The organism is Bradyrhizobium macuxiense (assembly GCF_007993935.1).
Classification (GTDB): domain Bacteria; phylum Pseudomonadota; class Alphaproteobacteria; order Rhizobiales; family Xanthobacteraceae; genus Bradyrhizobium; species Bradyrhizobium macuxiense_A.
Window position 1 is genome coordinate 120,222 of sequence record NZ_VITY01000009.1, and the last position, 25,290, is coordinate 145,511.

The 25,290-nt window shown below is 65.3% G+C and carries 26 protein-coding genes; 14 read left to right on the forward strand and 12 right to left on the reverse strand.

The window, feature by feature from the left end; genetic code table 11:
- Window positions 1-127 precede the first annotated feature (127 nt).
- The 5 genes from FBZ93_RS23645 to FBZ93_RS23665 form a co-directional block, all read right to left on the reverse strand.
- Complete coding sequence (locus tag FBZ93_RS23645) at window positions 128-694, reverse strand: nucleotidyltransferase family protein (RefSeq protein ID WP_146988958.1); 567 nt, start codon at window positions 692-694, stop codon at window positions 128-130.
- Window positions 695-795: 101 nt separating this feature from the next.
- Window positions 796-1,134, reverse strand: coding sequence for an MmcQ/YjbR family DNA-binding protein (locus tag FBZ93_RS23650; protein ID WP_146988960.1), 339 nt, complete (start codon window positions 1,132-1,134; stop codon window positions 796-798).
- A 112-nt stretch (window positions 1,135-1,246) separates the two neighbouring features.
- On the reverse strand, window positions 1,247-2,017 hold the full coding sequence (lepB, locus tag FBZ93_RS23655) for a signal peptidase I (RefSeq protein WP_146988962.1): 771 nt from the start codon (window positions 2,015-2,017) through the stop codon (window positions 1,247-1,249).
- Window positions 2,017-3,441 carry a metalloprotease TldD gene (gene tldD / locus FBZ93_RS23660; protein ID WP_146988964.1) on the reverse strand — a complete coding sequence of 475 codons (1,425 nt, stop codon included), beginning with the start codon at window positions 3,439-3,441 and terminating at the stop codon, window positions 2,017-2,019. Before tldD ends, lepB begins: the two co-directional genes overlap by 1 nt.
- 293 nt (window positions 3,442-3,734) lie before the next feature.
- Entirely contained in the window at window positions 3,735-4,190 is a 456-nt protein-coding gene (locus FBZ93_RS23665; RefSeq protein WP_146988966.1) for a winged helix-turn-helix transcriptional regulator, read from the reverse strand.
- A gap of 131 nt (window positions 4,191-4,321) precedes the next feature.
- Here FBZ93_RS23665 and FBZ93_RS23670 point away from each other — a divergent pair, with 131 nt between their 5' ends.
- From FBZ93_RS23670 to FBZ93_RS23680, 3 genes are read left to right on the forward strand one after another with little or no spacing between them, the layout of a single operon-like run.
- A complete protein-coding gene (locus FBZ93_RS23670; protein WP_146988968.1) occupies window positions 4,322-4,714 on the forward strand; it encodes a DoxX family protein in 393 nt (130 codons plus the stop codon).
- A gap of 10 nt (window positions 4,715-4,724) precedes the next feature.
- Window positions 4,725-5,243 (forward strand): DsrE family protein, encoded by a 519-nt coding sequence (locus FBZ93_RS23675; protein WP_146988969.1) that lies wholly within the window; start codon window positions 4,725-4,727, stop codon window positions 5,241-5,243.
- Between the two features lie 35 nt (window positions 5,244-5,278).
- Window positions 5,279-5,875, forward strand: coding sequence for a TlpA family protein disulfide reductase (locus FBZ93_RS23680; protein ID WP_146988971.1), 597 nt, complete (start codon window positions 5,279-5,281; stop codon window positions 5,873-5,875).
- A gap of 148 nt (window positions 5,876-6,023) precedes the next feature.
- Here the strand turns inward: FBZ93_RS23680 and FBZ93_RS23685 are convergent, their stop codons facing one another.
- Window positions 6,024-6,554, reverse strand: coding sequence for an invasion associated locus B family protein (locus FBZ93_RS23685; protein ID WP_246667617.1), 531 nt, complete (start codon window positions 6,552-6,554; stop codon window positions 6,024-6,026).
- A gap of 483 nt (window positions 6,555-7,037) precedes the next feature.
- Here FBZ93_RS23685 and coxB point away from each other — a divergent pair, with 483 nt between their 5' ends.
- The 8 genes from coxB to FBZ93_RS23725 all read left to right on the forward strand — a co-directional run bounded on the left by coxB (window position 7,038) and on the right by FBZ93_RS23725 (window position 13,643).
- On the forward strand, window positions 7,038-7,877 hold the full coding sequence (coxB, locus tag FBZ93_RS23690; RefSeq protein ID WP_050628320.1) for a cytochrome c oxidase subunit II: 840 nt from the start codon (window positions 7,038-7,040) through the stop codon (window positions 7,875-7,877).
- An 81-nt stretch (window positions 7,878-7,958) separates the two neighbouring features.
- A complete protein-coding gene (ctaD, locus tag FBZ93_RS23695; RefSeq protein WP_146988973.1) occupies window positions 7,959-9,575 on the forward strand; it encodes a cytochrome c oxidase subunit I in 1,617 nt (538 codons plus the stop codon).
- 66 nt (window positions 9,576-9,641) lie between these two features.
- On the forward strand, window positions 9,642-10,580 hold the full coding sequence (locus FBZ93_RS23700) for a heme o synthase (protein ID WP_146988975.1): 939 nt from the start codon (window positions 9,642-9,644) through the stop codon (window positions 10,578-10,580).
- Window positions 10,581-10,618: 38 nt separating this feature from the next.
- On the forward strand, window positions 10,619-10,783 hold the full coding sequence (locus FBZ93_RS23705; protein WP_167529184.1) for a CoxF protein: 165 nt from the start codon (window positions 10,619-10,621) through the stop codon (window positions 10,781-10,783).
- 5 nt (window positions 10,784-10,788) lie between these two features.
- A complete protein-coding gene (locus FBZ93_RS23710; RefSeq protein WP_146989399.1) occupies window positions 10,789-11,418 on the forward strand; it encodes a cytochrome c oxidase assembly protein in 630 nt (209 codons plus the stop codon).
- A 106-nt stretch (window positions 11,419-11,524) separates the two neighbouring features.
- Entirely contained in the window at window positions 11,525-12,421 is an 897-nt protein-coding gene (locus FBZ93_RS23715; RefSeq protein ID WP_074129809.1) for a cytochrome c oxidase subunit 3, read from the forward strand.
- 65 nt (window positions 12,422-12,486) lie between these two features.
- On the forward strand, window positions 12,487-12,873 hold the full coding sequence (locus FBZ93_RS23720; protein WP_050422211.1) for a DUF983 domain-containing protein: 387 nt from the start codon (window positions 12,487-12,489) through the stop codon (window positions 12,871-12,873).
- On the forward strand, window positions 12,870-13,643 hold the full coding sequence (locus FBZ93_RS23725; protein WP_146988979.1) for an SURF1 family protein: 774 nt from the start codon (window positions 12,870-12,872) through the stop codon (window positions 13,641-13,643). Before FBZ93_RS23720 ends, FBZ93_RS23725 begins: the two co-directional genes overlap by 4 nt.
- 24 nt (window positions 13,644-13,667) lie before the next feature.
- Here the strand turns inward: FBZ93_RS23725 and FBZ93_RS23730 are convergent, their stop codons facing one another.
- The 3 genes from FBZ93_RS23730 to FBZ93_RS23740 are packed head-to-tail and all read right to left on the reverse strand — an operon-like array spanning window position 13,668 to window position 18,465.
- The gene (locus FBZ93_RS23730; RefSeq protein WP_146988981.1) at window positions 13,668-16,787 is read right to left on the reverse strand and encodes an efflux RND transporter permease subunit; all 3,120 of its coding nucleotides are present in this window, start codon (window positions 16,785-16,787) and stop codon (window positions 13,668-13,670) included.
- Window positions 16,784-17,980, reverse strand: a complete 1,197-nt coding sequence (locus tag FBZ93_RS23735) for an efflux RND transporter periplasmic adaptor subunit (protein ID WP_246667618.1) — start codon at window positions 17,978-17,980, stop codon at window positions 16,784-16,786. Before FBZ93_RS23735 ends, FBZ93_RS23730 begins: the two co-directional genes overlap by 4 nt.
- A complete protein-coding gene (locus FBZ93_RS23740; RefSeq protein ID WP_146988983.1) occupies window positions 17,977-18,465 on the reverse strand; it encodes a hypothetical protein in 489 nt (162 codons plus the stop codon). Before FBZ93_RS23740 ends, FBZ93_RS23735 begins: the two co-directional genes overlap by 4 nt.
- Before the next feature lie 187 nt (window positions 18,466-18,652).
- On the opposite strand from FBZ93_RS23740, the gene FBZ93_RS23745 reads away from it, so the two are divergent.
- Window positions 18,653-19,546: a LysR family transcriptional regulator gene (locus tag FBZ93_RS23745; RefSeq protein WP_246667619.1), complete on the forward strand. Its 894-nt coding sequence runs from the start codon at window positions 18,653-18,655 to the stop codon at window positions 19,544-19,546.
- Between the two features lie 79 nt (window positions 19,547-19,625).
- Here the strand turns inward: FBZ93_RS23745 and FBZ93_RS23750 are convergent, their stop codons facing one another.
- Window positions 19,626-21,218, reverse strand: a complete 1,593-nt coding sequence (locus FBZ93_RS23750; RefSeq protein WP_146988987.1) for a DHA2 family efflux MFS transporter permease subunit — start codon at window positions 21,216-21,218, stop codon at window positions 19,626-19,628.
- A gap of 15 nt (window positions 21,219-21,233) precedes the next feature.
- Window positions 21,234-22,487: an HlyD family secretion protein gene (locus FBZ93_RS23755; protein WP_246667620.1), complete on the reverse strand. Its 1,254-nt coding sequence runs from the start codon at window positions 22,485-22,487 to the stop codon at window positions 21,234-21,236.
- A gap of 204 nt (window positions 22,488-22,691) precedes the next feature.
- Between FBZ93_RS23755 and FBZ93_RS23760 the strand changes: the two genes are divergently transcribed.
- Window positions 22,692-23,414, forward strand: coding sequence for a TetR/AcrR family transcriptional regulator (locus FBZ93_RS23760; protein ID WP_146988988.1), 723 nt, complete (start codon window positions 22,692-22,694; stop codon window positions 23,412-23,414).
- A 174-nt stretch (window positions 23,415-23,588) separates the two neighbouring features.
- Window positions 23,589-24,407, forward strand: coding sequence for an outer membrane protein (locus tag FBZ93_RS23765; RefSeq protein WP_167529185.1), 819 nt, complete (start codon window positions 23,589-23,591; stop codon window positions 24,405-24,407).
- Between the two features lie 98 nt (window positions 24,408-24,505).
- On the opposite strand, the gene FBZ93_RS23770 is transcribed toward FBZ93_RS23765, so the two are convergent.
- Complete coding sequence (locus FBZ93_RS23770) at window positions 24,506-25,222, reverse strand: dihydrofolate reductase family protein (RefSeq protein ID WP_146988992.1); 717 nt, start codon at window positions 25,220-25,222, stop codon at window positions 24,506-24,508.
- Window positions 25,223-25,290 lie beyond the last annotated feature (68 nt).

The window sequence follows — 25,290 nt, forward strand, 5'->3', positions numbered from 1 at the left end:
CTGTCGTCCCTGCGAAAGCAGGGACCCATACTCCGCGGCGGGCGTCGCGAACGGGATTCGTCATTCCAGCATCGCGCAATAACCAGCATCGGTGGTTATGGGTCCCTGCGTTCGCAGGGACGACAGGCTACTCCGCCGGCAGCACCGTGATCTCCGGCCACAGCGCCTGCCAGCGCGCTGCCTTCTTCGTGTAATTCGCCGCGGAAAAATTCGCGGTCCGGTTCGGCCGTACGATCATGCCGGCGACATCGTCAAAGCCGCTTGGCGCATACACATCGTAGCCGCCAGCGCTGCGGCGGATGCCGACCTGCACGTTCGCGCTGAGGAAGCGATCGATGCCGTCGGTCGAACATGACAGCGCACGGTAGGGCACGCCGTGCTTGCCGGGATACCAGAGATGGACGCGGGCCTGGTTGCGGACCTCGATCGCGACGCCGAGATGGCCGAGCCGCGCGGTGAGCTCGCGAATCACCGCGTCCTCCGCCTCCCACGACGTATCCGGATCGAAATAGAAGACGTCGTAGTCGTTGATGCCGTGATCGAGCGCCCGGTTCGTCAGCACGTTCCACACGCTCTGCACCAGGCAGCCGGCCACCAGCCAGGCGTCGGGCAAGCCGAGGCGGTCAAGCTCGTCTGTGATCGCTGGATTGACCGGGTTGCGCAGTGCCGCGGTGAGGAATTGGTCGGACGTCATCAAGATGCCGTGGGATGGGTGGAGCGAAGCGATACCCATCATTTTGATTGTGCATGAGCCACAACGCGATGGGTATCGCTGCGCTCCACCCATCCTACGGACTACTGCCCGTCATACTCCCTGACCGCCTTCTTCGAGGCCAGCGTGCGCCAGTGCCGGCGCAGCAGCGGCTCGACGGTTGCGCGCTTGGTCTTCGACAGGCGGATCAGCACGGTCGGATAATCCCGGTAGTGATCGGTGAAGTAGAAGACCTTCGGCTGGCTCTCGACCAGCATGTCGCGCTCGTCCGGTGGCACGCCCGGCATCACCAGGCTATCGCCGTCCTCCTTGAGCCGCACCAGCATCTTCTTGCGCACCTTCAGCGCCGGTGTGCCGTAGGACGAACCGTCCTCGACCTCCGGCCACGCCAGCACGATGTGCCTGATGTCGTCGTAGGTCACGGCATATGCTCGGCAAAACCGTAGCCCGGATGAAGCGAAGCGAAATCCGGGATCAGTTGCCCATGTGAGATGCCCCGGATTGCGCTGCGCTCCATCCGGGCTACGGGTCCAGCTATTGCACCGAGGTGAAGAAGCGCGCGAGGCGGAAGCCGGACAGCCAGGTCCAGACCGGCTGGCTGCGGATGCCCATGTCCCAGGAGCCGACCACCGCGTCGGCGCGGCCGATCAGATTGTCGATCGGCAGCAGGCCGACGCCGCCGTCGCGCACCGGCACGCGGCTGTCGGCGGAATTGTCCCTGTTATCGCCGAGCACGAACAGCTGGCCCGCCGGCACGGTGACCTCGGGCGTGTTGTCGAGCCTTCCATTGTCGCGGATCTTGAAGATCGCATGGCTGACGCCGTTCGGCAGCGTCTCGATATAGCGATTGGCGTCCTCGCCGCCGCCGCGATCGTCCTCGGCAAAGCCGGTGCCGTCGGGCTTCAGCGCCGCCGGATGATCGTTGATGAAGAGCTGACCCTGCCGCATCTGGATGCGGTCGCCGGGCAGCCCGACCACGCGCTTGACCCAGGCCTGCGAGCGGTCGCCCGGCCAGCGGAACACGACGACGTCGCCGCGCTTCGGCGTCTCGCCGAACACCCGGCCGGTTTCCGGCAGCGTGATCTGGATCGGCAGCGACGCCGCGCCGTAGCCATAGGGAAATTTCGAGGCGACCAGCGCGTCGCCGATCAGGAGCGTCGGCTCCATCGAGCCCGACGGCACGTAGAACGGCTCGGCGATCGCGCCCTTGGCGAGGAACACGACGGCCACGATCGCGGCCAATTGCACGGCCTGTCCGCGCCAGCTGGTCGTCTTCGCCGCCACGACTTCGTTTCCGCTGCTCACTAGCCCGTTCCTCCGACCGTAATCCGTTCCATCCTGAGCGTCGGTTGGCCGACGCCGACCGGCACGCCCTGGCCGTTCTTGCCGCAAGTGCCGATCCCCGTATCCAGCGCAAGATCGTTGCCGATCATGGTGATCCTGTGGAGATCGGTCGGTCCATTGCCGATCAACATCGCGCCCTTCAGCGGCGCGCCGAGCTTGCCGTTCTCGATCTTGTAGGCCTCGGTGCACTGGAACACGTATTTGCCCGAGGTGATGTCGACCTGGCCGCCGCCGAAATTGGCGGCATACATGCCGTTCTTCACCGAGGCGATGATCTCGGCCGGATCGCGCTCGCCGGAGAGCATGTAGGTGTTGGTCATGCGTGGCATCGGCACATGGGCATAGCTCTGCCGCCGTCCGTTGCCGGTCGGCTTCATGCCCATCAGCCGGGCGTTCTGGCGGTCCTGCATGTAGCCGACCAGGATGCCGTCCTCGATCAGCACGGTACGGTTGGTCGGCGTGCCCTCGTCGTCGATCGAGAGCGAGCCGCGGCGCGAGGCCATGGTGCCGTCGTCGACCACGGTGACGCCCTTGGCCGCGACCTGCTGGCCCATCAGGCCGGCGAATGCGGAGGTCTGCTTGCGGTTGAAGTCGCCCTCGAGCCCATGGCCGACGGCTTCGTGCAGCATTACGCCGGGCCAGCCGGCCCCGAGCACCACGTCCATCTCACCAGCGGGCGCCGGCACCGATTCGAGATTGACCAGCGCCTCGCGCAGCGCACCGTCGGCGGCGTCGCGCCAGGCCTTGGTCTCGATGAAGCGGGCATAGCCCTCGCGGCCGCCATAGCCCTTGCTGCCGCTCTCCTGCCGGTCGCCTTGACCTGCGACCACGGAAATATTGACCCGCACCAGTGGGCGGATGTCGCGATAGCTCTCGCCGTCGGGCCGCAGGATCTCCACCACCTGCCAGGTCGCGGTGAGGCTGGCCGAGACCTGCCGCACCCGTGGGTCCTTGTCCCTGACATAAGCGTCGATCTCGCCGAGCAATTTTACCTTGGCTTCGAACGCGGGTCCGTCCAGCGGATTCTCGTCGCCATAGAGCCTGACATTGGTGTGGGCGGGCGCCGCGGCGAACGTGCCGGCATAGCCGCCGCGCACCGCAGCGACCGCGTCGGCCGCGCGGATCAGCGCCGGGATCGAAACGTCGGAGGAATGTGCATAGCCGACCGCGTCGTCCTTGACGGCGCGCAGGCCGAAGCCCTGCGAGGTGTCATAGGTCGCCTGCTTGAGTCGGCCGTTGTCGAACACCAAAGCTTCGGTCTGCCCGAACTCCAGGAACAGCTCGCCGTCGTCGGCGCCTTCAAGGCCGCGCGACACCTCGCGGCGGACGGCATCGCGGTCCAGATTGGCGCGGTCGAGCAGGGAGGTCGTGGCGGGATTGGTCATGGTCACTCCGACGCAGTGCGATGTCTTGCCGATCTCTTGGCGATTCCTGGGCGATTCCTCGTCATCCTTGCCTGAAGCGCAGCTGATTGCCAGTGCGGAACCCGGAAGCAGGGATTCCACCGATTGAAGCAGAGACGAGCGGAAAACTCATCTTACAACCCGGAAACCTGTGCCGGCCCGGTTCCAGGCCCGGACGACGATTGCCAAACATAGTGTTTGGGGCGGCAAACCGGGAGTACCTGCGACAGTGACATCAGTCACGGCAGCCCCTCGGGATACTCACCTTGTCGTCATCACCGCGAGTGCCGCCCGGCCTTCCCGGGCTGGTCCTCCGGCTTGCCTTGATCGTTCGACGGCGCCGGCTGCGCGGCGCTTCCCGTCGAGGTCGGGAAGCCGTGCTCCTGGGCCCAGCGGTAGAGCTCGTCGAACACCGGCTTGAGCGCCTTGGCCGATGGCGTCATCTCATACTCAACCCGCGGCGGCACCTCGGGATAGACCGTGCGCTTGACCAAGCCATTGGCCTCGAGATCGCGCAGCTGGGTGGTCAGCATGTGCTGGGTCACGCCGGGGATCGACTGCCGCAATTCGCCGAACCGCCGTTTGCGCTCGACCAATTGCCATAGGATGTCGCCCTTCCATTTCCCGGCCAGCACCGACAGCGCGCGATGAAATTGCGCCGACAGATCGCCATTACACGGCTCGGACGCCGCCGCCGGAGGCTCGGCAGGCTCAATAGTCTGCTTTTTCATACTACCTCACAAAAATGATCCTACTTGTTCTTTTCATCTTACTCCCGAATTTAGTCCATCGAAAGCCGCGGGCCTGCCGCCGATCGGTCAGGTGGCCATGCGGCCGATTCGAACAATTGGGGAGTTATCAAATGTCAGTTGCCGTTGCCGCCGCGCCGTCGCGCTGGAAATCCGTCAGCCTCTGGGTCGTCAGGGGATTGCTCGCTTTGGCCTTTGCCGCCGCGGGCGCCGCCAAGTTCTATGGCGTGCCGATGCTGGTTGAGGAATTCGAGCATATCGGGCTCGGCCAGTGGTTCCGCTATTTCACCGGATCGCTGGAGCTCATCGGCGCCATCCTGATCCTGCTGCCGCCGGTCGCAGCGTTCGGCGGCGTGCTGCTGAGCTGCATCATGGTCGGCGCGACCATCAGCCATCTGTTCGTGATCGGCGGCTCGCCGGTCCCGGCGCTCGTGCTGCTGACGCTGAGTGCGATCGTCGCCTACGCCAAGCGCAGCCAGTTCGCGCTGCTCGCGACCGCGCCGTGAGGTCGCAGCGATGCGCCCCTCTCGCCGCATCCTGACGCTCGCTGTGGGGCTAGTGCTCGCATTTGCGGTGCCGTTCGCCGTGACCTTGCTGCTCACCGGCTCGGTTGCGGCGGTCTCCAAACCGGAGCCCAAAAACCTCGGCTCAAAGCAGCCCGAGCCGCGCGTGCATCATGTGGTGCTGCCGATCAACAGCGACGACCCGACCACGATGCGGGCGCTGATCTCGACCGCGCTCAACCTCCCGAAATATTATCGGGAGCGCAACGAGCCGTTCGAGATCGAGGTCGTCGCCTACAATGCCGGCGTCCACATGCTGCGCGCCGACACCTCGCCGGTGAAGGACCTGTTGCGGGTGGTGCGCGGGCTCACGCCCGACATCCGCTTCGTGGTCTGCGAGGCGACCAAGCTCGGCATGGAGCGCGCCGAGGGCCATCCGCTGGTCCTGCTCGACAATGTCGACCTGGTGCCGAACGGGCCCGGGCGCATCATCGAATTGCAGGAAGCCGGCTGGTCCTACATCCGGTCGTGAGCGATGCAGCCATCAAGCCAAGCGGAGAACTGATCATGACCATTGTTCGCGCGCCGACACGCCGCGCCGTCGTCGCCGGCATGATCGGCGCGGGCGCTGCGCTCGCGATGCCGGCGCGGGCCGCGTCGGGACCGCCGCAATTCGGCACCATCCGGCATCAGTTCACGCTGGTTCAAGGCGCTTATCCAGTCCCGCCGGTGGCGATCCCGGCGCTTGCCGGCGGCGCGATCGATCTCGCCGCGTTCAAAGGCAAGCAGCTGGTGCTGGTGAACTTCTGGGCCACCTGGTGCGCGGCGTGCCGGACCGAGCTGCCGATGCTGGACCGGCTCGCCGCCAGCGGCCGCAGCGACCTCGCGGTCATCGCCGTCAGCACCGACCGCAACCGTGCGCTGGTGGCGCCCTACGTCAAGCAGCTCAAGCTGCGTCACCTGACGATCGGCTTCGATCCCGGTGGTCTCGTGTCGCGCGTCGACGCTGGCGAGGTCGAGACGCCGTTCGCGCTGTACGGCATGCCGATCTCGTTCCTGATCGGCGCGAGCGGAAAGGTCGAGGGCTACCTGACGGGTGAGGCGGACTGGTTGTCCGCCGACGCGAGCGCGTTGTTCGACTATTATGCGCGCGGCGGGCGGTGAGCGAGATTGGCTTGGCGTCGATCAGCGCAACTTGTGTAGCCCGGATGGAGCGCAGCGCAATCCGGGACTGGCATCAACCGCCGGAGAAATTTTTCCCGGATTTCGCTTCGCTTCATCCGGGCTACGCCTTCCGGGATGCTCGTTGGGCCTAGGGCAATTTGTCATACCCCTCCGCCAGGCCGTTCAGGCTGAGCGGAAAGCCGATGCCCTCTTCCGGGGTCTCGAAGATGATGAAGGTCGCGGTCTTGGCGTTCTTGAGCTGGCCGAGCAGCTTGTCGTCCATCACGACCTCGGCGACGCAGCCATTGGGCAGGCATCTGACAAAGCCGGCGCGGCCGACGTCCTGATTGTCGAGTTTAAGGCCGAGGCCGGAGGGCAGCAGCACGCCGAGCGGGGCGACCACGCGCATCAGGCGGCTCTTCTGGTCGGCGGTCTTTAGCACGATCACGGTCAGGCCGGCATTGGAGCGGTCTTCGGCTACCACGCTCTGGATCAGTGCGCATTGCTCGGCCTGGGCGCCGGGCGGGGTGTCGCAGCGGATTTGCCAGTCGCCATGGACCGAGCGCACCGCGCCCTGCGCGTCTGCCGCCTGGGTCAGGCCGAGCGAAAATGCCGCCGCCAAGAGGGTGCCGAGCCAGCGCGGCAGCGCCCGTCCTGCCTGAATGTTCGAAGCGCCCATCCGGGTCGATCCTCTAGAATGTTGGGTCCGGCCGTTCCGGCCGCCGGTAGCACGCAACAGCCGACTGATACCGCAATGACGGCGCCTTGAAGGCGATCTTAAAGCCATTCCAGCACCGGATTGGGGCAGCCCGCAGCGAATCAGGTTCCTGTGGGCTATCCCGTCTGTGGGTACATCCGGTAATCCCCCTGTCAACTGCATGCGGTGTTGTTTCGGCGACTTTCGCTTGATTTTGCGGGAAAAATCGCAAGCGGCAGCTTCATCGCAGGCGCATGGCTTTCGGCCCTACTACTGCATTGCGAGCGCCTGAGAATTATGGTTTGAGAGGCTGGATTTCGACGCGTTCTAGCGATCTGGCTCCCGTACCCACCTTGACTCAGAGACGGGTATGTCCGGAAGGCCGTTTGTCAGGGCGGATCGTGCTGCATTTTCGGCCACATGCCGAAGGTGCTTTGGGGAATAATGCAAGGGAGCGCGAGCGGCATGAAGATGTCGATTGGCCGGTTGGGCAGGCAATTGCTGGGGTTGGCGGTAGCGGGTGTGGCGTCTGTCGCCGCGGGATCGGCCTTCGCCGAAATGGGGCAGCCGGCGCCGTGGGAGCACACGCTGCAGGAAGCCGCGACCCCGGTGATGGAAAACATCATCTGGTTTCACAATTTCCTGCTGGTGCTGATCACCGTCATCACCCTGTTCGTGCTGGCGCTGCTGGTCATCGTGGTGGTGAAGTTCAACGCCCGCGCCAACCCGGTCCCCTCCAAGACCACCCACAACACCCTGATCGAAGTGGCCTGGACGCTGATCCCGGTTCTGATCCTGGTCGGCATCGCGGTGCCGTCGTTCCGCCTGCTGTTCCTTGAGCTCGACGTGCCGAAGCCGGACCTCACCGTGAAGGTCACCGGCAAGCAGTGGTACTGGTCCTACGCCTACCCGGATAACGGCAAGTTCGAGTTCGACTCGCTGCTCGACAAGGACAAGCAGCCCCGTCTGCTCGGCGTCGACAACGAGATGGTGGTCCCGGTCAACAAGGTGGTCCGGATCCAGACCACCGGCGCCGACGTGATCCACTCCTTCGCGGTGCCGGCCTTCGGCGTGAAGATCGATTCGGTCCCCGGCCGTCTCAACGAGAGCTGGTTCAAGGCCACCAAGACCGGCGTGTTCTACGGCCAGTGCTCGGAACTGTGCGGCAAGGACCACGCCTTCATGCCGATCGCGGTCCGGGTCGTCAGCGACCAGGAATTCGCGACCTGGGTTGAAGGGGCGAAGAAGAAGTTTGCGACCAACCCGGCGAATTCCTACGCCTCGGCTGGTCAGGCGGCGCAGTAAGCCTCACGGCTTACGGCGCGAACGGAATAAGGGCGACGGGACCGCAAGGTCCAAGAGGGACTGCAAGGCAGGATTTTGAACATGGCGACAGGCGCAGCGACACACGACGATCACGCCCATGATGATCACGCCCACCATCCGACCGGATGGCGGCGTTATCTCTACTCCACGAACCACAAGGACATCGGTACGATGTACCTGGTCTTTGCGGTGATCGCGGGCATCATCGGCGCTGCGATGTCGATCGCGATCCGTGCCGAGTTGATGTACCCGGGCGTCCAGATATTCCACGAAACGCACACCTATAACGTGTTCGTGACCTCGCACGGTCTGATCATGATCTTCTTCATGGTCATGCCGGCGATGATCGGCGGGTTCGGCAACTGGATGGTGCCGCTGATGATCGGCGCGCCCGACATGGCGTTCCCGCGCATGAACAACATCTCGTTCTGGCTGCTGCCGGCCTCGTTCGCGCTGCTGCTGCTGTCGACCTTCGTCGAAGGTGAGCCGGGCGCCAACGGCGTCGGTGCCGGCTGGACCATGTACGCGCCGCTGTCGACCTCGGGCCATCCGGGTCCGGCCGTCGACTTCGCGATCCTGTCGCTGCATCTCGCCGGTGCATCGTCGATCCTCGGCGCCATCAACTTCATCACCACGATCTTCAACATGCGCGCGCCGGGCATGACCCTGCACAAGATGCCGCTGTTCGTGTGGTCGATCCTGGTGACCGTGTTCCTGCTGCTGTTGTCGCTGCCGGTGCTCGCCGGTGCGATCACCATGCTGCTGACCGACCGCAATTTCGGCACTGCCTTCTTTGCGGCTGACGGCGGCGGCGACCCCGTGCTGTTCCAGCATCTGTTCTGGTTCTTCGGCCACCCCGAAGTGTACATCCTGATCCTGCCCGCCTTCGGCATGGTCAGCCAGATCGTCTCCACCTTCTCGCGCAAGCCCGTGTTCGGCTATCTCGGCATGGCCTACGCCATGGTCGCGATCGGCGGCATCGGCTTCGTGGTGTGGGCGCACCACATGTACACCGTCGGCATGTCGTCGGCGACGCAGGCCTATTTCGTCGCCGCCACGATGGTGATCGCGGTGCCGACCGGCGTGAAGATCTTCTCCTGGATCGCCACGATGTGGGGCGGCTCGATCGAGTTCAAGGCGCCGATGATCTGGGCTGTCGGCTTCATCTTCCTGTTCACCGTCGGCGGCGTCACCGGCGTGGTGCTGGCCAATGCCGGCGTCGACCGCGTGCTGCAGGACACCTACTACGTGGTGGCGCACTTCCACTACGTGCTGTCGCTCGGCGCCGTGTTCGGCATCTTCGCCGGCTGGTACTACTGGTTCCCGAAGATGTTCGGCTACATGTACTCGGAGCGGATCGCCAAGGCGCACTTCTGGTTCACCTTCGTCGGCGTCAACCTGGTGTTCTTCCCGCAGCATTTCCTCGGCCTGTCGGGCATGCCGCGCCGCTATGTCGACTATCCGGATGCGTTCGCCGGCTGGAACCTGATCTCCTCCTGGGGCTCCTACATCTCCGGCTTCGGCGTGCTGATCTTCATCTACGGTGTGATCGATGCCTTCGTCCGCAAGGAGCAGGCCGCGAACAACCCCTGGGGTGCGGGTGCGACCACGCTGGAGTGGACGCTGACCTCGCCGCCGCCGTTCCACCAGTTCGAAGTGCTGCCCCGCGTGCAGTAAGTCCAAGACAACGCGGCGCACCTGCGGGTGCGCCGCGCCTTTACTTAAGAGAAGTGAGACCTGATCTTGTCGGTTGTCGATCACAACGCCATCGAGCTGCCCCGGATCTCCGAGGCCGAAGTGGGCGACTACATCGCGCTCCTGAAGCCGCGCGTGATGTCGCTGGTGGTCTTCACCGCGCTGGTCGGGCTGATGATCGCCCCGGTGCATGTGCATCCGGTGCTGGCCTTCACCTCGATCCTCTGCATCGCGGTCGGCGCCGGCGCCTCCGGTGCGCTCAACATGGCCTATGAGGCTGATGTCGACGCGCTGATGACGCGCACCGCCAACCGGCCGATCCCGCGCGGCCGCATCACCCCGGCCGAGGCGTACGCGTTCGGCCTGACGCTCGCCTTCTTCTCGGTGATGACGCTCGGCATCCTGGTCAACTGGGTGGCGGGCGCGCTGCTTGCCTTCACCATCTTCTTCTACGCCGTGATCTACACGATGCTGCTGAAGCGCTGGACCGCGCAGAACATCGTGATCGGCGGCGCCGCCGGTGCGCTGCCGCCGGTGGTGGCGTGGGCCGCCGCGACCGGCTCGCTCTCGGTCGAGCCGATCCTGCTGTTCCTGATCATCTTCTTCTGGACCCCGCCGCACTTCTGGGCGTTGGCGCTGTTCCGCAGCGACGATTACGCGCGCGCCGGCATCCCGATGCTACCGGTGGTCGCCGGACCCGACGCGACCCGGCTGCAGATCCTGCTCTACACCATCGTGCTGGTCGCGGTTGCGCTGGCGCCGTGGCCGCTCGGCTATTTCGACGCGATCTACGGCGTCACCTCGCTGGTGCTCGGTGCCGGCATGCTGTGGCTCGCGATCGAGGTCTATCGCCGCCGTGAGGGTGTTGCGGCCAACCGCGCCACGCGCCGGCTGTTCGCCTTCTCGATCCTTTATCTGTTCGCGCTGTTCGCCGTCCTCCTCGCCGAGGTCGTGGTCCGCGCGATCCTGCCCGTCATCATCGGATAGGGACGCCGGGGGGCGAGATGGGGGCGCACGGGATAGCAATGGACGACAAGAACGAACCAGAAGGCATCGTCCTCACCGAGGCGCAGCTCAGGAGCCGCCGCCAGCGCTCGATCGCGATTGCGCTCGCGCTCGGCGTCATGGTGGTGCTGTTCTTCGCCGTCACCCTCGTCAAGGGGCCGGCCGTGCTGGTGCGGCCGCTGTGAGCGAGATGGCGAACCAGGGACCGCGACAGGGTGAAGGCGCCAAGGTCACGCGCCGCATGCTGACGCGCGACGCGCTGGTCGCCTCGATTTGCGGCTTCGTCGTGGTGCTGATGGTCGGCGCGTCCTACGCGGCCGTGCCGTTCTACAACTGGTTCTGCCGCACCACCGGCTTCAACGGCACCACCCAGGTCGCGACCTCGGTGCCGACGGATGCGCCGCTCGAGCGCACCATTTCGGTCAGCTTCGATTCCAACGTCGCGCCGGGTCTGCCCTGGAAGTTCGAGGCCGAGCAGAACACGATCGACGTCAAGATCGGCCAGGTCGTCACCGTCTATTACACCGTGACCAACCAGTCGGCGCGCACCACGACCGGCCAGGCCGCCTACAACGTCGCGCCGCTGACGGTCGGCGCCTATTTCCAGAAGATCAACTGCTTCTGCTTCACCGAACAGACCATGGCGCCAGGCGAGAAGCGCGAGATGGCCGTGGTGTTCTATGTCGATCCGGCGCTGGCCAAGGACAGCGAGAACGACACGCTGAAGACGATCACTTTGTCCTACACCTTCTTCCCCGTGCGCGACGCCACGCCGAAGCCCGTGGCTGCGGGCGAGGCGGAGCAGCGCAAGGGCGGCTAGAGCATGATCCGGAAAAGTGGGGACCGGTTTTCCGAGAAGATCATGCTGAAGAGATTGGAATTCAAGATTAAGACGTGCCTTGCGGCACGCGAATGGAGAGACGGCAATGGCTGAGGCGCAAGTCAAGCATCACGACTATCATCTCGTCGACCCGAGCCCGTGGCCGGTGGTCGGCTCGATCTCGGCCTTCATCATGGCGTTCGGCGCGATCGGCTGGATGCACCACATGTACTCGGCCGCGCCGATCGTGTTCGGCATAGGCACCATCGGCGTGCTCTACACCATGGCGAGCTGGTGGGGCGATGTGATCAAGGAAGCCCAGTACAAGGGCGACCACACCCGCGTGGTGCAGATCAGCCACCGCTACGGCATGATCCTGTTCATCGCCTCCGAGGTGATGTTCTTCGTCGCCTGGTTCTGGGCCTTCTTCAACTCGGCGCTGTTCCCGGCCGACGCCGTCCACGCCACCCGCGACGCGGTGTTCGGCTGCGGCGCCGGCACGGCGATGGGCGCCTGCTCGGTGCCCGGCACCTGGCCGCCGCACGGCATCGAGACCTTCGATCCCTGGCATCTGCCGCTGCTCAACACCCTGCTGCTGCTGACTTCGGGCACGACAGTCACCTGGGCGCACCATGCGCTGCTGGAGAACGACCGCCAGGGTCTCAAGCAGGGCCTGATCCTCACCGTGATCCTCGGCGCCTGCTTCACCTGCGTGCAGGCCTATGAGTACGCCCATGCGACGTTCTCGTTCGGCGGCAACGTCTATGGCGCGACCTTCTTCATGGCGACCGGGTTCCACGGCTTCCACGTGCTGGTCGGCACCATCTTCCTGCTGGTCTGCCTGATCCGCGCCTATGCCGGCCACTTCACGCCGAAGCAGCACCTCGGCTTCGAGTTCGCCGCCTGGTACTGGCACTTCGTCGACGTGGTCTGGCTGTTCCTGTTCATCTGCATCTACGTCTGGGGCCACGGCGCCGAGTCGATGGCGCACGGCGCACACTAACTTCGCTGACGTGCTAAGAGGGGGCGGCCAGATGGCCGCCCCCTTTTGCTTTTTGAAGAGAACCGATGACCGACACCCCGCCCACCGTGACCGAAAGCGCGATCCGCGGCATCGCCTGCCGCTGCCCGCGCTGCGGCAAGGGCAAGCTCTATTCCGGCTTCCTGACCCTGGCGCCGCGCTGCGAGTCCTGCGGCCTCGACTACGCCTTCATCGATGCCGGCGACGGGCCGGCGATCTTCATCATCATGCTGGCCGGCGCCATTGTGGTCGCGGCCGCGCTGATCGTCGAGGTGAAGTACCAGCCGCCGTTCTGGGTGCACGCCGCGCTGTGGCTGCCGCTGATCGTCATCACCACGATCCTGCCGCTGCGTTCGATGAAGGCGCTGCTGATCGCGCTGCAATTCCACCACAAGGCCGCCGAAGGCCAACTGATCGAGCGCGACCCGAAATGAATGAAAGTGAGACGCGTCGGCCGAGCGCGGCCGGCTTCGGTATTTTCACGCTGATCCTGATCGCGGTGTTCATCGCCCTCGGCGTCTGGCAATTGCAGCGCCGGGTCGAGAAGCACGCGCTGATCGCAGCCCTCGACGCCCGGCTGGCCGCCCCGACCGAGGCGCTGCCGCCGCCATCGGCGTGGCCCACGGTGACCTCCGCGAAGGATGAATTCCGCCGTGTCACCTTGACCGCGACCTACGCGAAGCAGCCCGACGCGATGGTGTTCAGCTCCGGCTCCGCGGTGCGCGACGATGTTTCGGGACCCGGCACCTGGGCGTTCCTGCCGGCGAAACTCGCCAGCGGCGAGACCGTGGTGATCAACGCCGGCTTTGTCCAGAACACGATGCAGGACCGTGCTTTCGAGGATCGCGTCACTGACCGCCTCGTCACCGGCGCGCCGGTCGAGCTCACCGGCTATATCCGCTTTCCCGAGCCGCCGGGCCGGCTGACGCCGAAGGAGGATCCGGCGAAGCGGCTGTGGTTCGTGCGCGATCATCGCGCGATGGCGCAGGCGCTCGGCTGGGGGCAAGATGGCGCCAAGGTCGCGCCGTTCTATATCGATCTCGAGGCGCCCATGCCCGACAGCGGCACGCCAAAGCCCGGGCCGCTCAAGGTGCGTCTCAAGGACGACCACATGCAGTACGCCATCACCTGGTTCTCGCTGGCCGCCGCGGTCACCATCGCCTTCGGCCTGTGGTGGCGCGGCCAGCGCCGCAGGGCAGGCTGAGGCGGTCTGCGCGGCGGGGGGATATCACAAGGCCGCCTCAGGTTCGTGTGGCGCGGCCTTCCGCGCAGCTGTGCGCAGGTTGGCTAACGACCGGCTGATCTTGTCGAGATAGATGTAAACGACCGGCGTCGTGAACAGCGTCATCAGCTGCGAGACGATCAGTCCGCCGACGATGGCAAAGCCGAGCGGCTGACGCAGCTCCGATCCGGTGCCGGTGCCGATCATCAGCGGAACGCCGCCGAGCATCGCACACATCGTCGTCATCAGGATCGGCCGGAAGCGCGCGCGGCAGGCCATGTAGATCGACTGTTCGGCGGGGAGGTGCTGGTGGCGCTCGGCCTGCAGCGCGAAATCGATCAGCATGATGCCGTTCTTCTGCACGATGCCGATCAAGAGGATGATGCCGATCAGCCCGATCACGTCGAGCCCGAAGCCGAAGCCCCACAGCGCGAGCAGCGCGCCGAGCCCGGCGGACGGCAGGGTCGAGAGGATCGTGATCGGATGGATCGTGCTTTCATAGAGCATGCCGAGGATCAGATAGACGGCGACCACCGCGGCCAGGATCAGGATCGGCGTGCTGCCGAGCGCCGCCTGAAACGCCTGCGCATTGCCCTGGAAACTTGTGACGACGGTCGACGGCACGTGCAGGTCGGCGGTCGCCTTCTGCACGGCCGCGACCGCGGTCCCCACCGCCGTGCCCGGCGCCAGGTTGAAGCTTAGCGTCACCGCCGGGAACTGGCTCTGATGATTCACGGAAAGCGGCGCGGTGCCGTAGTCGATGCTCGCGATCTGGCTCAGGGGCACCATCGTCCCTGCGGATGAGCGGACATAGATGCGGTTGAGCGCGTAGGGGCCGAGCTGGAACGAGGGATCGACCTCCAGGATCACGTAGTAGGTGTTGAGCGTCGTGAACAGCTGGGCGACATGACGCTGGCCGAATGAATCATAGAGCGTGTTGTCGACCGCGGCCGGATCGATGCCGAGGCGGGAGGCCGCGTCGCGGTCGATCTGCAGCTTGAGCTGACGCGCGGCGTTGGCCTGGTCGGTCGCGACGTCGGCCAGTTCCGGCAATGTCTTCAGCTTCTGATACAGCTTGCCGGCCCACAGATTGAGCTCGTCCTGGTTCACGTCGGTGAGGGTGAACTGGTACTGCGTCTTGGACAGGCGGCTGGCGAGGTTGATGTCCTGCGTCGCCTGCATGAACACCGACATGCCCTTGATCTTTTGCAAGGCGGTGTCGAGCTGCCGGATCACCTGATCGGCCGATGCGTTGCGTTCGGCGCGCGGCTTCAACAGCACGAACAGGCGGCCATTGTTCTCGGTCACGGTCGGGCCGCCCGGTCCGATATAGCCGGTCGCGTTGGCGACCGAGGGGTTCTTGGAAATGACGTCGATGACGCTGCGTTGCAGCGCCGCCATCTGCGCCGGCGAGATGTCCGCTGCGGCTTCCGTGATGCCGGTGATCATGCCGGTGTCCTGCTGCGGGAAGAAGCCCTTGGGGATGCCCACGAACAGCAGGCCGGTCACCGCGACACTTACCAGCATGATCGACAGGGTCGTGGCCTTGTAGCGCAGCGCCGCGGCCAGCACGGCCTCGTAGGCGGTCTGGATCGCGACGAAGCCGCGTTCCAGCGTGCGCGACACCGCGCCGGCCTCGGCACCCTGGTGCGGCGACAGCAGATAGGCACACATCATCGGTGTCAGTGTCACCGAGACGATCACCGACACGACGATGGAAACGCAGACCGTGACGGCGAACTCCTGGAACATGCGGCCGATTACGCCGCCCATCAGCAGCAGCGGAATGAACACCGCGATCAGCGAGACCGAAATCGAGATGATGGTGAAGCCAATCTCGCCGGCGCCCTTCAAGGCGGCCTGCATTGGAGAGAGGCCTTCCTCGATGTGCCGCGAGATGTTCTCGATCATCACGATGGCATCGTCGACGACGAAGCCGACCGCGATCGACAGGCCCATCAGCGACAGATTGTCGAGGCTGTAGTTGAGCAGATACATCACGCCGAAGGTGCCGATCAGTGAGATCGGGACCGAGACCGCGGGGATGATGGTCGCCCACATATTGCGCAGGAACAGGAAGATCACTCCGACCACCAGCGCAATGGTCAGCACCAGAGTGAATTGAACGTCGGCGACGCTGGCGCGGATGGTCTGCGTACGGTCCGAGGCGATCGTGACTTTGATGTCGGACGGCAGGCTCGACACCAGCTGCGGCAGCAGCTTCTTGATGCCGTCCACCGTGCTGATCACGTTGGCGCCGGGCTGGCGCTGGATCGCCAGGATGACGGCGGGCTTGTCGTTGTACCAGCCGTGCAGCGTGAGGTCCTCGGCCGCCACGATGGCATGCCCGATGTCGCGCAGGCGCACCGGCGCGCCGTTGCGATAGGCGATGATCAGGTCGTCATATTTGTTCGCGTTGAGCACCTGGTCGTTGGTGGCCAGCGTATAGGCCTGCTGACTGCCGTAGAGTACGCCCTTCGGCTGATTCACCGTGACATTGCCGAGCGTGGCGCGCAATTGCTCGAGATCGAGCCCTGCGGCGGCGAGCTTGGCCGGATTGACCTGCACCCGGATCGAAGGCTTCTGCATGCCGCCGATGGAGACGAGCGAGACGCCCGGCACCTGCGACAATTTCTGCGCCAGGATGCTGTCGGCATAGTCGTCGACCTTGGTCAGCGGCTCGGTGTCCGATGTCAGCGCGATCAGCAGCACCGGCACGTCGGCCGGATTGACCTTGTGGAAGGTCGGCGGCGACGGCATGGTCTTGGGCAATTGCCCCGATGCCGCATCGATCGCGGTCTGCACGTCCTGCGCGGCCGCATCGACGCTGCGGTTCAGTGCGAATTGCAGCGTGATCTGGGTGTTGCCGAGCCCGCTGCTCGAACTCATGCCGGTCAGGCCGGCGATCTGGCCGAATTGCCGCTCCAGCGGGGTTGCGACCGAGGAGGCCATGGTCTGCGGGTCGGCGCCGGGCAGTTGTGCGGTGACCTGGATGGTCGGGGTATCCACCGTCGGCAGCGCCGAGACCGGCAGCCGCACGAAGGCGATCATGCCGACCAGCACGATGGCAACGGCGAGAAAAGCGGTGGCGACGGGCTTGCGGATGAAACCTGCGGAGACGTTCATGGCAGCATTCCTGCGCTTGCGGTGGTTGCGTCCTGGACCTGGTCCTTCTTGTCATCGGGCACGATCTCGACGGTTGTCCCCGGACTGAGCCGGTACTGACCCGCGGTGACCACGGTCTCGTTGGCGGCGAGGCCTTGCTCGATCAGAACCTGCCCGTCGCGCGATTGGCCGGTCGTGACATTGCGGATGCCGACGACGTTGTTCGGCCCGACCGTATAGGCGAAGGCCCCGTCGGGACCCTGGCGCACCGCCGTCAGCGGCACGGTGAGTGCGTCGTGCCTAACCGCGATCGTCAGATGGACGTTGACGAAGGTGCCGGGCCACAGCGTGTTGCCGGCGTTGGGAAAAGACGCCTTCAGCTGCACCGTGCCGGTCGAGCTGTCGACCTGGTTGTTGATCAGCATCAGGCTGCCATGGTCGAGCTTATGCTTGTTCTGTGCATCATAGACGTCGACCGATGCGTCGCCGGATTCCAGCGCCTGCTGCACGTCCGGGATCTCGCCGGACGGCAGCGTGAAGATCACCGCGATCGGCTGCAACTGGGTGAGGACCACAAGCCCATTGGTATCGGTCGGGTGTACGACGTTGCCGGGATCGATGCGGCGGATGCCGGTGACGCCGTCGAACGGCGCCGTGATCGTGGCGTAGCTCAGTTGGGTCTGTGCGGCTTCCAGCGCGGCCTTGTCGAGCGCGACGGTGCCTTCGCCCTGCGCGACCTGCGAATCCTGGGTATCGAGCAATTGCTGGGTCGCGAAGCCGCGATTGGCGAGCGGCTGGGTCCGCGCCAGATTGGTCCTGGCGTTCTTCAGGCTCGCCTCGTCGCGCGCCAGCGCGGCCTCGGCCTGGTCGACCTGGGCCTCGTAGACCCGCGGGTCGATCCTGGCGAGCACATCGCCGCGCTTTACCTGCTTGCCCTCGACAAAATCGACGCTGTCGAGCGTACCCTGCACCTGGGTGCGGATAGTGGCCGTGTTGATCGGCGTCACGGTACCCAGCCCTTCGACCACGATCGGCACGTCGTGCTGCGCGACCTTCGTCGCAGTCACCGGGACGACAGGCGCGACCGTCTTCGACTGGGCCGCAGCCGGAGCCCTGTCGGCTGCACGGTCCGGCTGATCCACGGCATAGAGGCCGACGCTGACTGTGGCGACCACCAGGCACGCGCCCGCCATTTTGAAGGTCTTCGATGTCATGGGTTACCAGCTCCATCGGTGGTCCGGCGGCCGATCGTTGCAACCAGCTCGAGGACAAAAGTTTCAGTTGCGCTCGCCGCGGCCGCCCTTCGACCGGCAGTCAGGTCGAGATTGATGATGCGTGCGTCGAGATCGGCGGCGCGCAACGCGCCGATCAGGTTGCCTTGCTGCGCATTGTCGTTGCGATGAACGACGAGCCGGATGGCGGTCACCGTCGGAACGATGTGAAACGGCAGTGCGTCGGCGGCGACGTCGACCGCGACAATGCCGCCACAGGGCAGCTCGCCGCGCAGTGTCAGTTCGAGCATGCGCCGCGCGACCGATCCCTCGCCGAGCAGGATCAGTTGCCCCGGGATCATGCCGACGCGATCGAGCGCGGCCGCGACACCGCTCAGGATGCCGGCATGGCTGGTTTCGCGGAGCGCGATCGGCTGCCACGTCGCGAGCGGCGTGAGCTGCCGCCAGCGCGCGAAAGCTTCCGGCATGGCGATCTCAGCGCCATCGGGGGCGACGAGGACGCCGACCAGGACGCCTGTGGCGGCGGGGAGGGGCGGGGCTGCGATGGCGCGGTGTGGGCTCTCGGTCATACGCAGAAGCTGGCCCTTGGCTCGATATTATTCAAATGAATTGTCTTTATCCGCCAATTCACATCGTGCATGATGAAACATGCGGATGCGCAATCTCGATCTCAATCTGCTGCTGGTGTTCGACGCCATCATGCGCGAACGCAGCGTGGTGCGCGCGGCCCGCGCACTTGCCATCAGCCAGCCCGCCGTGAGCCATGCGCTGAACCGGCTGCGTCACGCGCTGAAGGACCAGCTGTTCGTCCGCACGCCGTCCGGCATGCTGCCGACGCCGCGGGCGGAAGCGTTGGCGCTGCCGGTCCGCAAGGCGCTGAACGAGCTGCAACTGGCGGTCGAGGGGGATCGTTTCGATCCGGCGCAGGCGGATCGGCGCTTCGCCATTGCCGTCAACAATTATGCTGCGGTGGTCGCGGCCGGCGCGATCATCGCGGCGGTACGCGCGCAGGCGCCCAAAGTGCGGCTGACGCTGGTGCCGAGCGGGACCTTGAATCTCGCCGACAGGCTCGATCGCGGCGAGCTCGATCTTGCGATCTCCGCCCGAGCGCTGGATGGTGAGCGTTTTGCGTCCCGCCGGTTGATTGAGGACCGCTTCGTCGCGGTGCTGCGAGCCGGTCATCCGGCGTTGCGCAAGAAGCTGACCGGCGAGACACTGGTCGAGCTGCCGCACCTTGCAATCACCTCCAGCGGCGAAGACCTGGATTTCATCGACGCCTGGCTGCGGGCCCGCAAGGCCGAGCGCACCATTGCCTCCGATGTGCCGTATCTGTCCGCCGGCGCCGTCCTGGTGCAGTCGAACATGGTTGCGATCCTCGGGCGCAAGCTCGCGCTGGAATTTCGCCGCGCCTATCCGATCGAGATGCGGGAGCTGCCGTTCGATGCATCGAAGCTGCAGAGCGTCATGAGCTGGCATCGCCGCTTCGACGATCTGCCGGCGCACCGCTGGCTGAGAGACACGATCATAGCCGCCACGAGCGGCATTTGATCTCTATCGAGACGATCCCAAAGTGATACGCCCGCGCCGATCTCTGGCGCAGGCGGATCGCAGTTGACCTCCGCATTCGTCAATGCGCGGCGGGGGCGGGACCGCCGAGCTTGACCTTGCGCAAGGTCAGCGCCAGCGGGATCGCCGAGAGCGCGATCAGCATCAGCACCCAGAACGCATCCATGTAGGACAGGAACGAAGCCTGGATCTGCACCTGCTGGCCGATCCACTGGATCGCCTGTTGGTGCGCCTGCGCCAGCGCATTGCCTTGGGCGACGAAGAAGTCGGTGACCTGATGCAGGGTGTCCTGATATTGCGGGCTTGACGGCGTCACCTGCTCGACCAGCCGGCTCTGGTGGAACTGCTGGCGATGCGTCAGCACGTTGGAGACGAGCGAGACGCCGATCGAGCCCCCGGTGTTGCGCGCCGCATTGATCAGTGCGGAGGCCTGGTCGGTCTTGCCGGCGGGAATGCCGTCATAGGACGCCGTCATGATCGGAATGAAGATCAGCGGCAGGCCGATGCCGATCAGCATGCGCGAGCGCGCCATGAACCAGAAGCCGAGATCGCCGTACACGTTGGTCATGCTGTACATCGAGGCCGCGATGACAAGCGCGCCGACGATGATCAGGTATTTCGGCTGCACCTTGGCGGCGAGCCGGCCGACCACGAACATCATCAGCATGGTGACCACGCCGCCGGGCGACAGCACAAGGCCGGCCCAGGTCGCGGTGTAGCCGAAATCCTGCTGCACCAGCTGCGGCAGGAACTGGGTGGTCGCGAGCAGGATGGCGCCGGTCGCCAGCATCACCAGGAAGCAGGCGCCGAACTGCCGGGTCGCGACCATGCGCAGGTCGATCATCGGGTTGCGGCGGCTCATCTCCCACGGGATCATCAGCACGAACGCGATAGTGCAGATCGCCGCCGACGTGATGATGAAGGGCGAGGCGAACCAGTCGTCCTCGAGGCCGCGGTCGAGCATCACCTCGAGCGCGCCGAGGAAGGTCGCGACCAGTGCGAAGCCGATGAAGTCGAAGGTGTTGTCCTGCGGCTGCGTGCCCTTGGCCTTCGCGGGCTCCTGCAGCACCGCGGCGATCAGCGCGATCGCGAACGCGCCGACCGGGGCGTTGATCAGGAAGCACCAGTGCCAGGACAGATTGTCGGACAGCCAGCCGCCGAGCGTCGGGCCGACCACCGGCGCGACCACCACGGCGATGCCGAACACCGCAAACGCCTGGCCGCGCTTGGCCGGCGGGAAGGCGTCGGCGAGGATCGACTGCGCCACCGGCACCATGCCGCCGCCGCCGAGACCTTGCAGGATGCGGAACAGCAGCAATGCGTTGAGGTTCGGCGCGAAGCCGCACAGCACCGAGCTGACGGTGAAGATGCCGAGGCAGATCAGGAAGAAGGTCTTGCGCCCCAGCATCCTTGCGAGAAAGCTGGAGGCGGTCAGGATGATGGCGTTGGACACCAGGTAGGTGGTGACCACCCAGGAGGCCTCATCCTCGCTCACGCCCATGCCGCCGGCGATATAGGGCAGCGCGACGTTGGCGATGGTGGTGTCGAGCACCTCCATGAAGCTCGCGAGCGCCACCACGATGGCGATCAGCCAGGGATTGACGGTGACGCGCGGAGCAGGGAGGCTTTGGGCATCGATTGCTGCTGCACTCATGACGGCCTCCCGGGATCAGAGCTTGCCAAGCCGCTCGAGCAGCGACGGCGCGGCGTTGATCCGCACCGTCGGGACGACCGACATGCCGGGGCCGAGCGCGACGTCGGCCGGCGGGTTGTCCATCACGATCTTGACCGGCACGCGCTGTACGATCTTGACGTAGTTGCCGGTGGCGTTCTGTGCCGGCAACAGCGAGAACGCGGTGCCGGAGCCGGGCTGCACGCTCTCGACATGGCCCTGAATGGTGCGGCCCGGATAGGCGTCGATCTTCAGCGTCACCTTCTCGCCCGGACGCATCTTGTCGAGCTGGATCTCCTTGAAGTTCGCGGTGACCCAGGTCTGATCGGGCACGAACATCGTCAGGTTGGTGCCGGCCTGTGCGAACTGGCCGACTGCGGCGGAGAGGTTGACGACGCGCCCGGGCTGCGCCGCGGTGACCGTCGTGTAGGACAGATTGAGCTTGGCCTGGTCGCGCTGTGCCTCGGCCTGGGCGAGGTTGGCGACCGCGCTCTTGTGCTGCGCCTTCAGCGATTCCACCTGGCGCTGCGCGAGGTTGAGCGTCGCCTGTGCACTCAGCAGCGATGCCTGCTGCTGATGCAGTTGCGAGGTGTACTGCTCGGAATTCTGCACCGTGCCGTAGCCGGTCTGCTCCAGATGCTGGTAGCGCGTCGCCTGCTGCTGGGCGAAGGTCAGCGCCGCCTGCGCCTGGTCGACCTGGGCCTGGTTGGCCGCGATCTGCGCGTGCTGCACGTCGAGCTGCGCGTCGACATTCTCGATGCTGGCCTGTGCGGCGGCGACCTGCGCCTCGGCCTGCGCCAGCGCGACGCGATAGTCGCGGTCATCGAGGCGGGCGATCACGTCGCCGGCGGCGACATGCTGGTTGTCGGTGACCGGAACGGCCGTGATGTAGCCGGAGACCTTGGGCGCCAGCGCGGACTGCCGCGCCGCGATGAAGGCATCGTCGGTGGATTCGAAATGCCCGGTGTAGTCCCAATAGAGATAGCCGCCGCCGAGCGTCGCGGCGAGCAGCACGGCGCCGATTGCGGAGACGACCGGACGGCGGCGCAGGAAGCCGCGGTTCTGTGGGGTGACCTCCGGCGGAATCGTTGCCGGCGGGGCGGGCTCCTTGCCCACCGGACGCCCCTCGGCGGGAGCCCGCGCGGTGATCTCCGGCCGCGCGGATGTGGCGGGCTCACGAGAGATCGAGGGCCCGCCCTCGATACCTTGGTGCCCCTCTTGAGCGCGCTCCAAAACAGTGTCTTCGAACATGATGGCTGCTCCTGCTGTCCGGCGAGGTCTGCAAGGCCTTCGCAAAAGGGAACGGTACCGTTCCGTTCTGTGCCGCAAATAGTCCCGGCTGCGCGGCGCGTCAATAGGAACGGAACTGTACCGTTCTATTTACAACTAGATGTGATAGGGCTATATTGCCTGACATTGCCGGCCTGACCGGCTCATGGAACCCGGGTCGAGGCGATGACCACCAGCACCCTGAAGACGCCGCGCGCGCCCAGGACCACTGCGGCCCGTCAGGTCGAGGTGCGCGCCGGCCGGCCGCCGAAGGAATTGGCCGGCGAGGTCGATGCGCGCATCCTCGATGCTGCGCGCAGGGTGTTTCTCCAGCGCGGCTTCGAAGGCGCCAGCATCGATGAGATCGCGGAAGCGGCGCGCTCCGGCAAGCGCACGATCTATGCGCGCTTCCGCGACAAGCGCGCGCTGTTCACCGAAGTGGTGACGCGGGACATCCTGTCGCGCATCGCCGAGTTCAAGGCCGACCCGCCGGTCGGCGCGACGATCGAGGAGCGCCTCACCAGCGTTGCCTCGACCTTGCTGCATTGGAGCTTCGATGCCGACCGGATCGGCCTGATGCGGCTCGCCATCGCGGAGGCGCACCGCTTTCCGGACCTCGCCGCCACCGTCAACCGCCGGGCGCGTGCGCTCAGCACCGAGCTCGGGATTCATCTGCTGCGCGAGCTGACGCAATCCGACGAGCTCGGCAAGCTGCCGGCCTTCGCGCCGGAGCACCTGCCGACCACGGCGCGGCTGTTTCTCGACATCATCGCGGTGCCGATGCTGCTCCGGGCGCTGTTCGAGGTCGACCTCAAAGCGCTCGACCCCGAGATCGATGAGCACGTCGCGCGCGGCGTCGCGTTTTTCGTCGCGGCGTGCAGAACTGGATACCGGCGCGGGACCGATTGATCCGCTCGATCCGGGACAGCTCAGATCATCGGGTTGCGAGCGAGGATCGTTGCAGCTTCGCCACACACTGCGCAAAAGAATCAAATTTAAATGAGACAAGCTGTCGCAAGCTTCCCGTCCGTGCCACAACCTTAAGTAAGGCGTTTTCGCCGAGTGCAAGGAATGGGAATGGGAATGCGTGGTTTTGCAATTGTCGGGGCTGGCCTGATTTCATTTGTGGGGTTTGCGAGCGCGGCATCAGCCGCTGACCTGTCGGAGCGCAGCTGGACCAAGGCTCCGCCATTGGTGGCTCCCGCGTTCAACTGGTCCGGATTCTACGCCGGCGTGAATGTAGGCGGCGGCTGGTACGATGGCGGGAATGTCACGACGAGCAGCAATGTCGCTTCGATCGTCCCCCCGGCCAACATCGTCCGTGTTCCTGTTTCGAACAGCAACCAGGCGGGTGTGACCGCCGGTGGATTGGTTGGATACAATTATCAGATCGACAGGGTCGTGCTCGGCGTGGAAGCCGATCTCAACTATGTCGACCTGAAGTCTACCCGGAATGGCAGCACCATCGCCGCTCTCCCGGGTGGCGTGACGGGAAGCTTCAATCTTCAGAACACCAGCAAGGTCGATTGGTTCGGCACCGTGCGGGGCCGTATCGGCTTCGTGCCGACCGAGCGCCTGCTGATCTACGCGACAGGTGGTCTCGCCTACGGTGAGGTGAAGACCAACATCGCCAATTCGTCAGCGTTTTCCACGGGCCTGTCGCGGCTTTGGCTTGGCGACAATTCCGACGTCCGCGTCGGCTGGACCGCCGGCGGCGGCGCCGAATATGCCTTCACCAACAACTGGACGCTGCGCGGCGAATATCTCTACGTCGATCTCGGCACAAGCGGTACCACGGCGACGTTCCAGGGCACCGATCCGCTGCAGAGCCAGATCCGCTACAACGCCAGCCGGGAGAACAGGTTCAGCGTTGCCCGCGCCGCGTTGAGCTACAAGTTCTGACACTGGCTTGAACAAATCGCCGTCCCGTCATGCCCGGCATCAAGCCGCGCATGACGGACATGGTTCGCCTGCGCTTTACGTCACTCTCCGCGGCGCGTTCAGCCCGGCGCGCGCTCCACCGCGTGGCGCAGCCAGACCATGCCGCCTTCCAGCGTCTCGCAATGCGTCAACCGCAGCGATTGTCCGGCACCGGGACGGTCGCCGTCAGGTCCGTGGTAATCGACGATGCTTTGCGATCCCGCAACGCCATCGACCGCCGGAAAGATCAGTGTGCTGAACTCGTCGATCAGCCCATGCTTGAGGAACGCGCCGTTGATCCCGCCGCCGCCTTCAAGCAGCAGCGTCCTGGCGCCGAACAGTGATGCCAGTTGCGCCATCGCGCCGGGAAGATCATCGCCCTTGGGGCCCGCAAAGATGTAGGACGCGCCGTCCTCGCGCAGCTCGGCGAGATGGCTGTCGGAGACCTGTTCGCCGAGCACCGCAACGGCGTGATCGCCGCCGACATTGTCCTTGCCGAAATGCACGCGGCCCGACGGATCGATGCCGATGGCGAGCTTGCGGCCGTTGCGGCTCGAAAAATGCGCCTCGCGCGGCAGCTTCGGCGGATTGGCGAAGTGCCGCTCCGTTCCCTTGGCCATCTCGTTCATGGTGACGCGGCCGATGATCCATCCATCGGCATCGAAGCCGTCATGGATCCTTTCATAGTGGCTGCGCAGCACGTCGGCGGGAATGCCGCTAGCTGCCTTGGTGAAGCGGCTGGGGTGAAGCCGGCCGTCGATCGACGTGCCCATGTGGCAGATGATGTGGGGTCGCATGAGATGAACTCTTCGGTGGAATGCGGAATAGCGCCGCAGCGGCGAGTGGGGCACCTCCTCATGTAGAG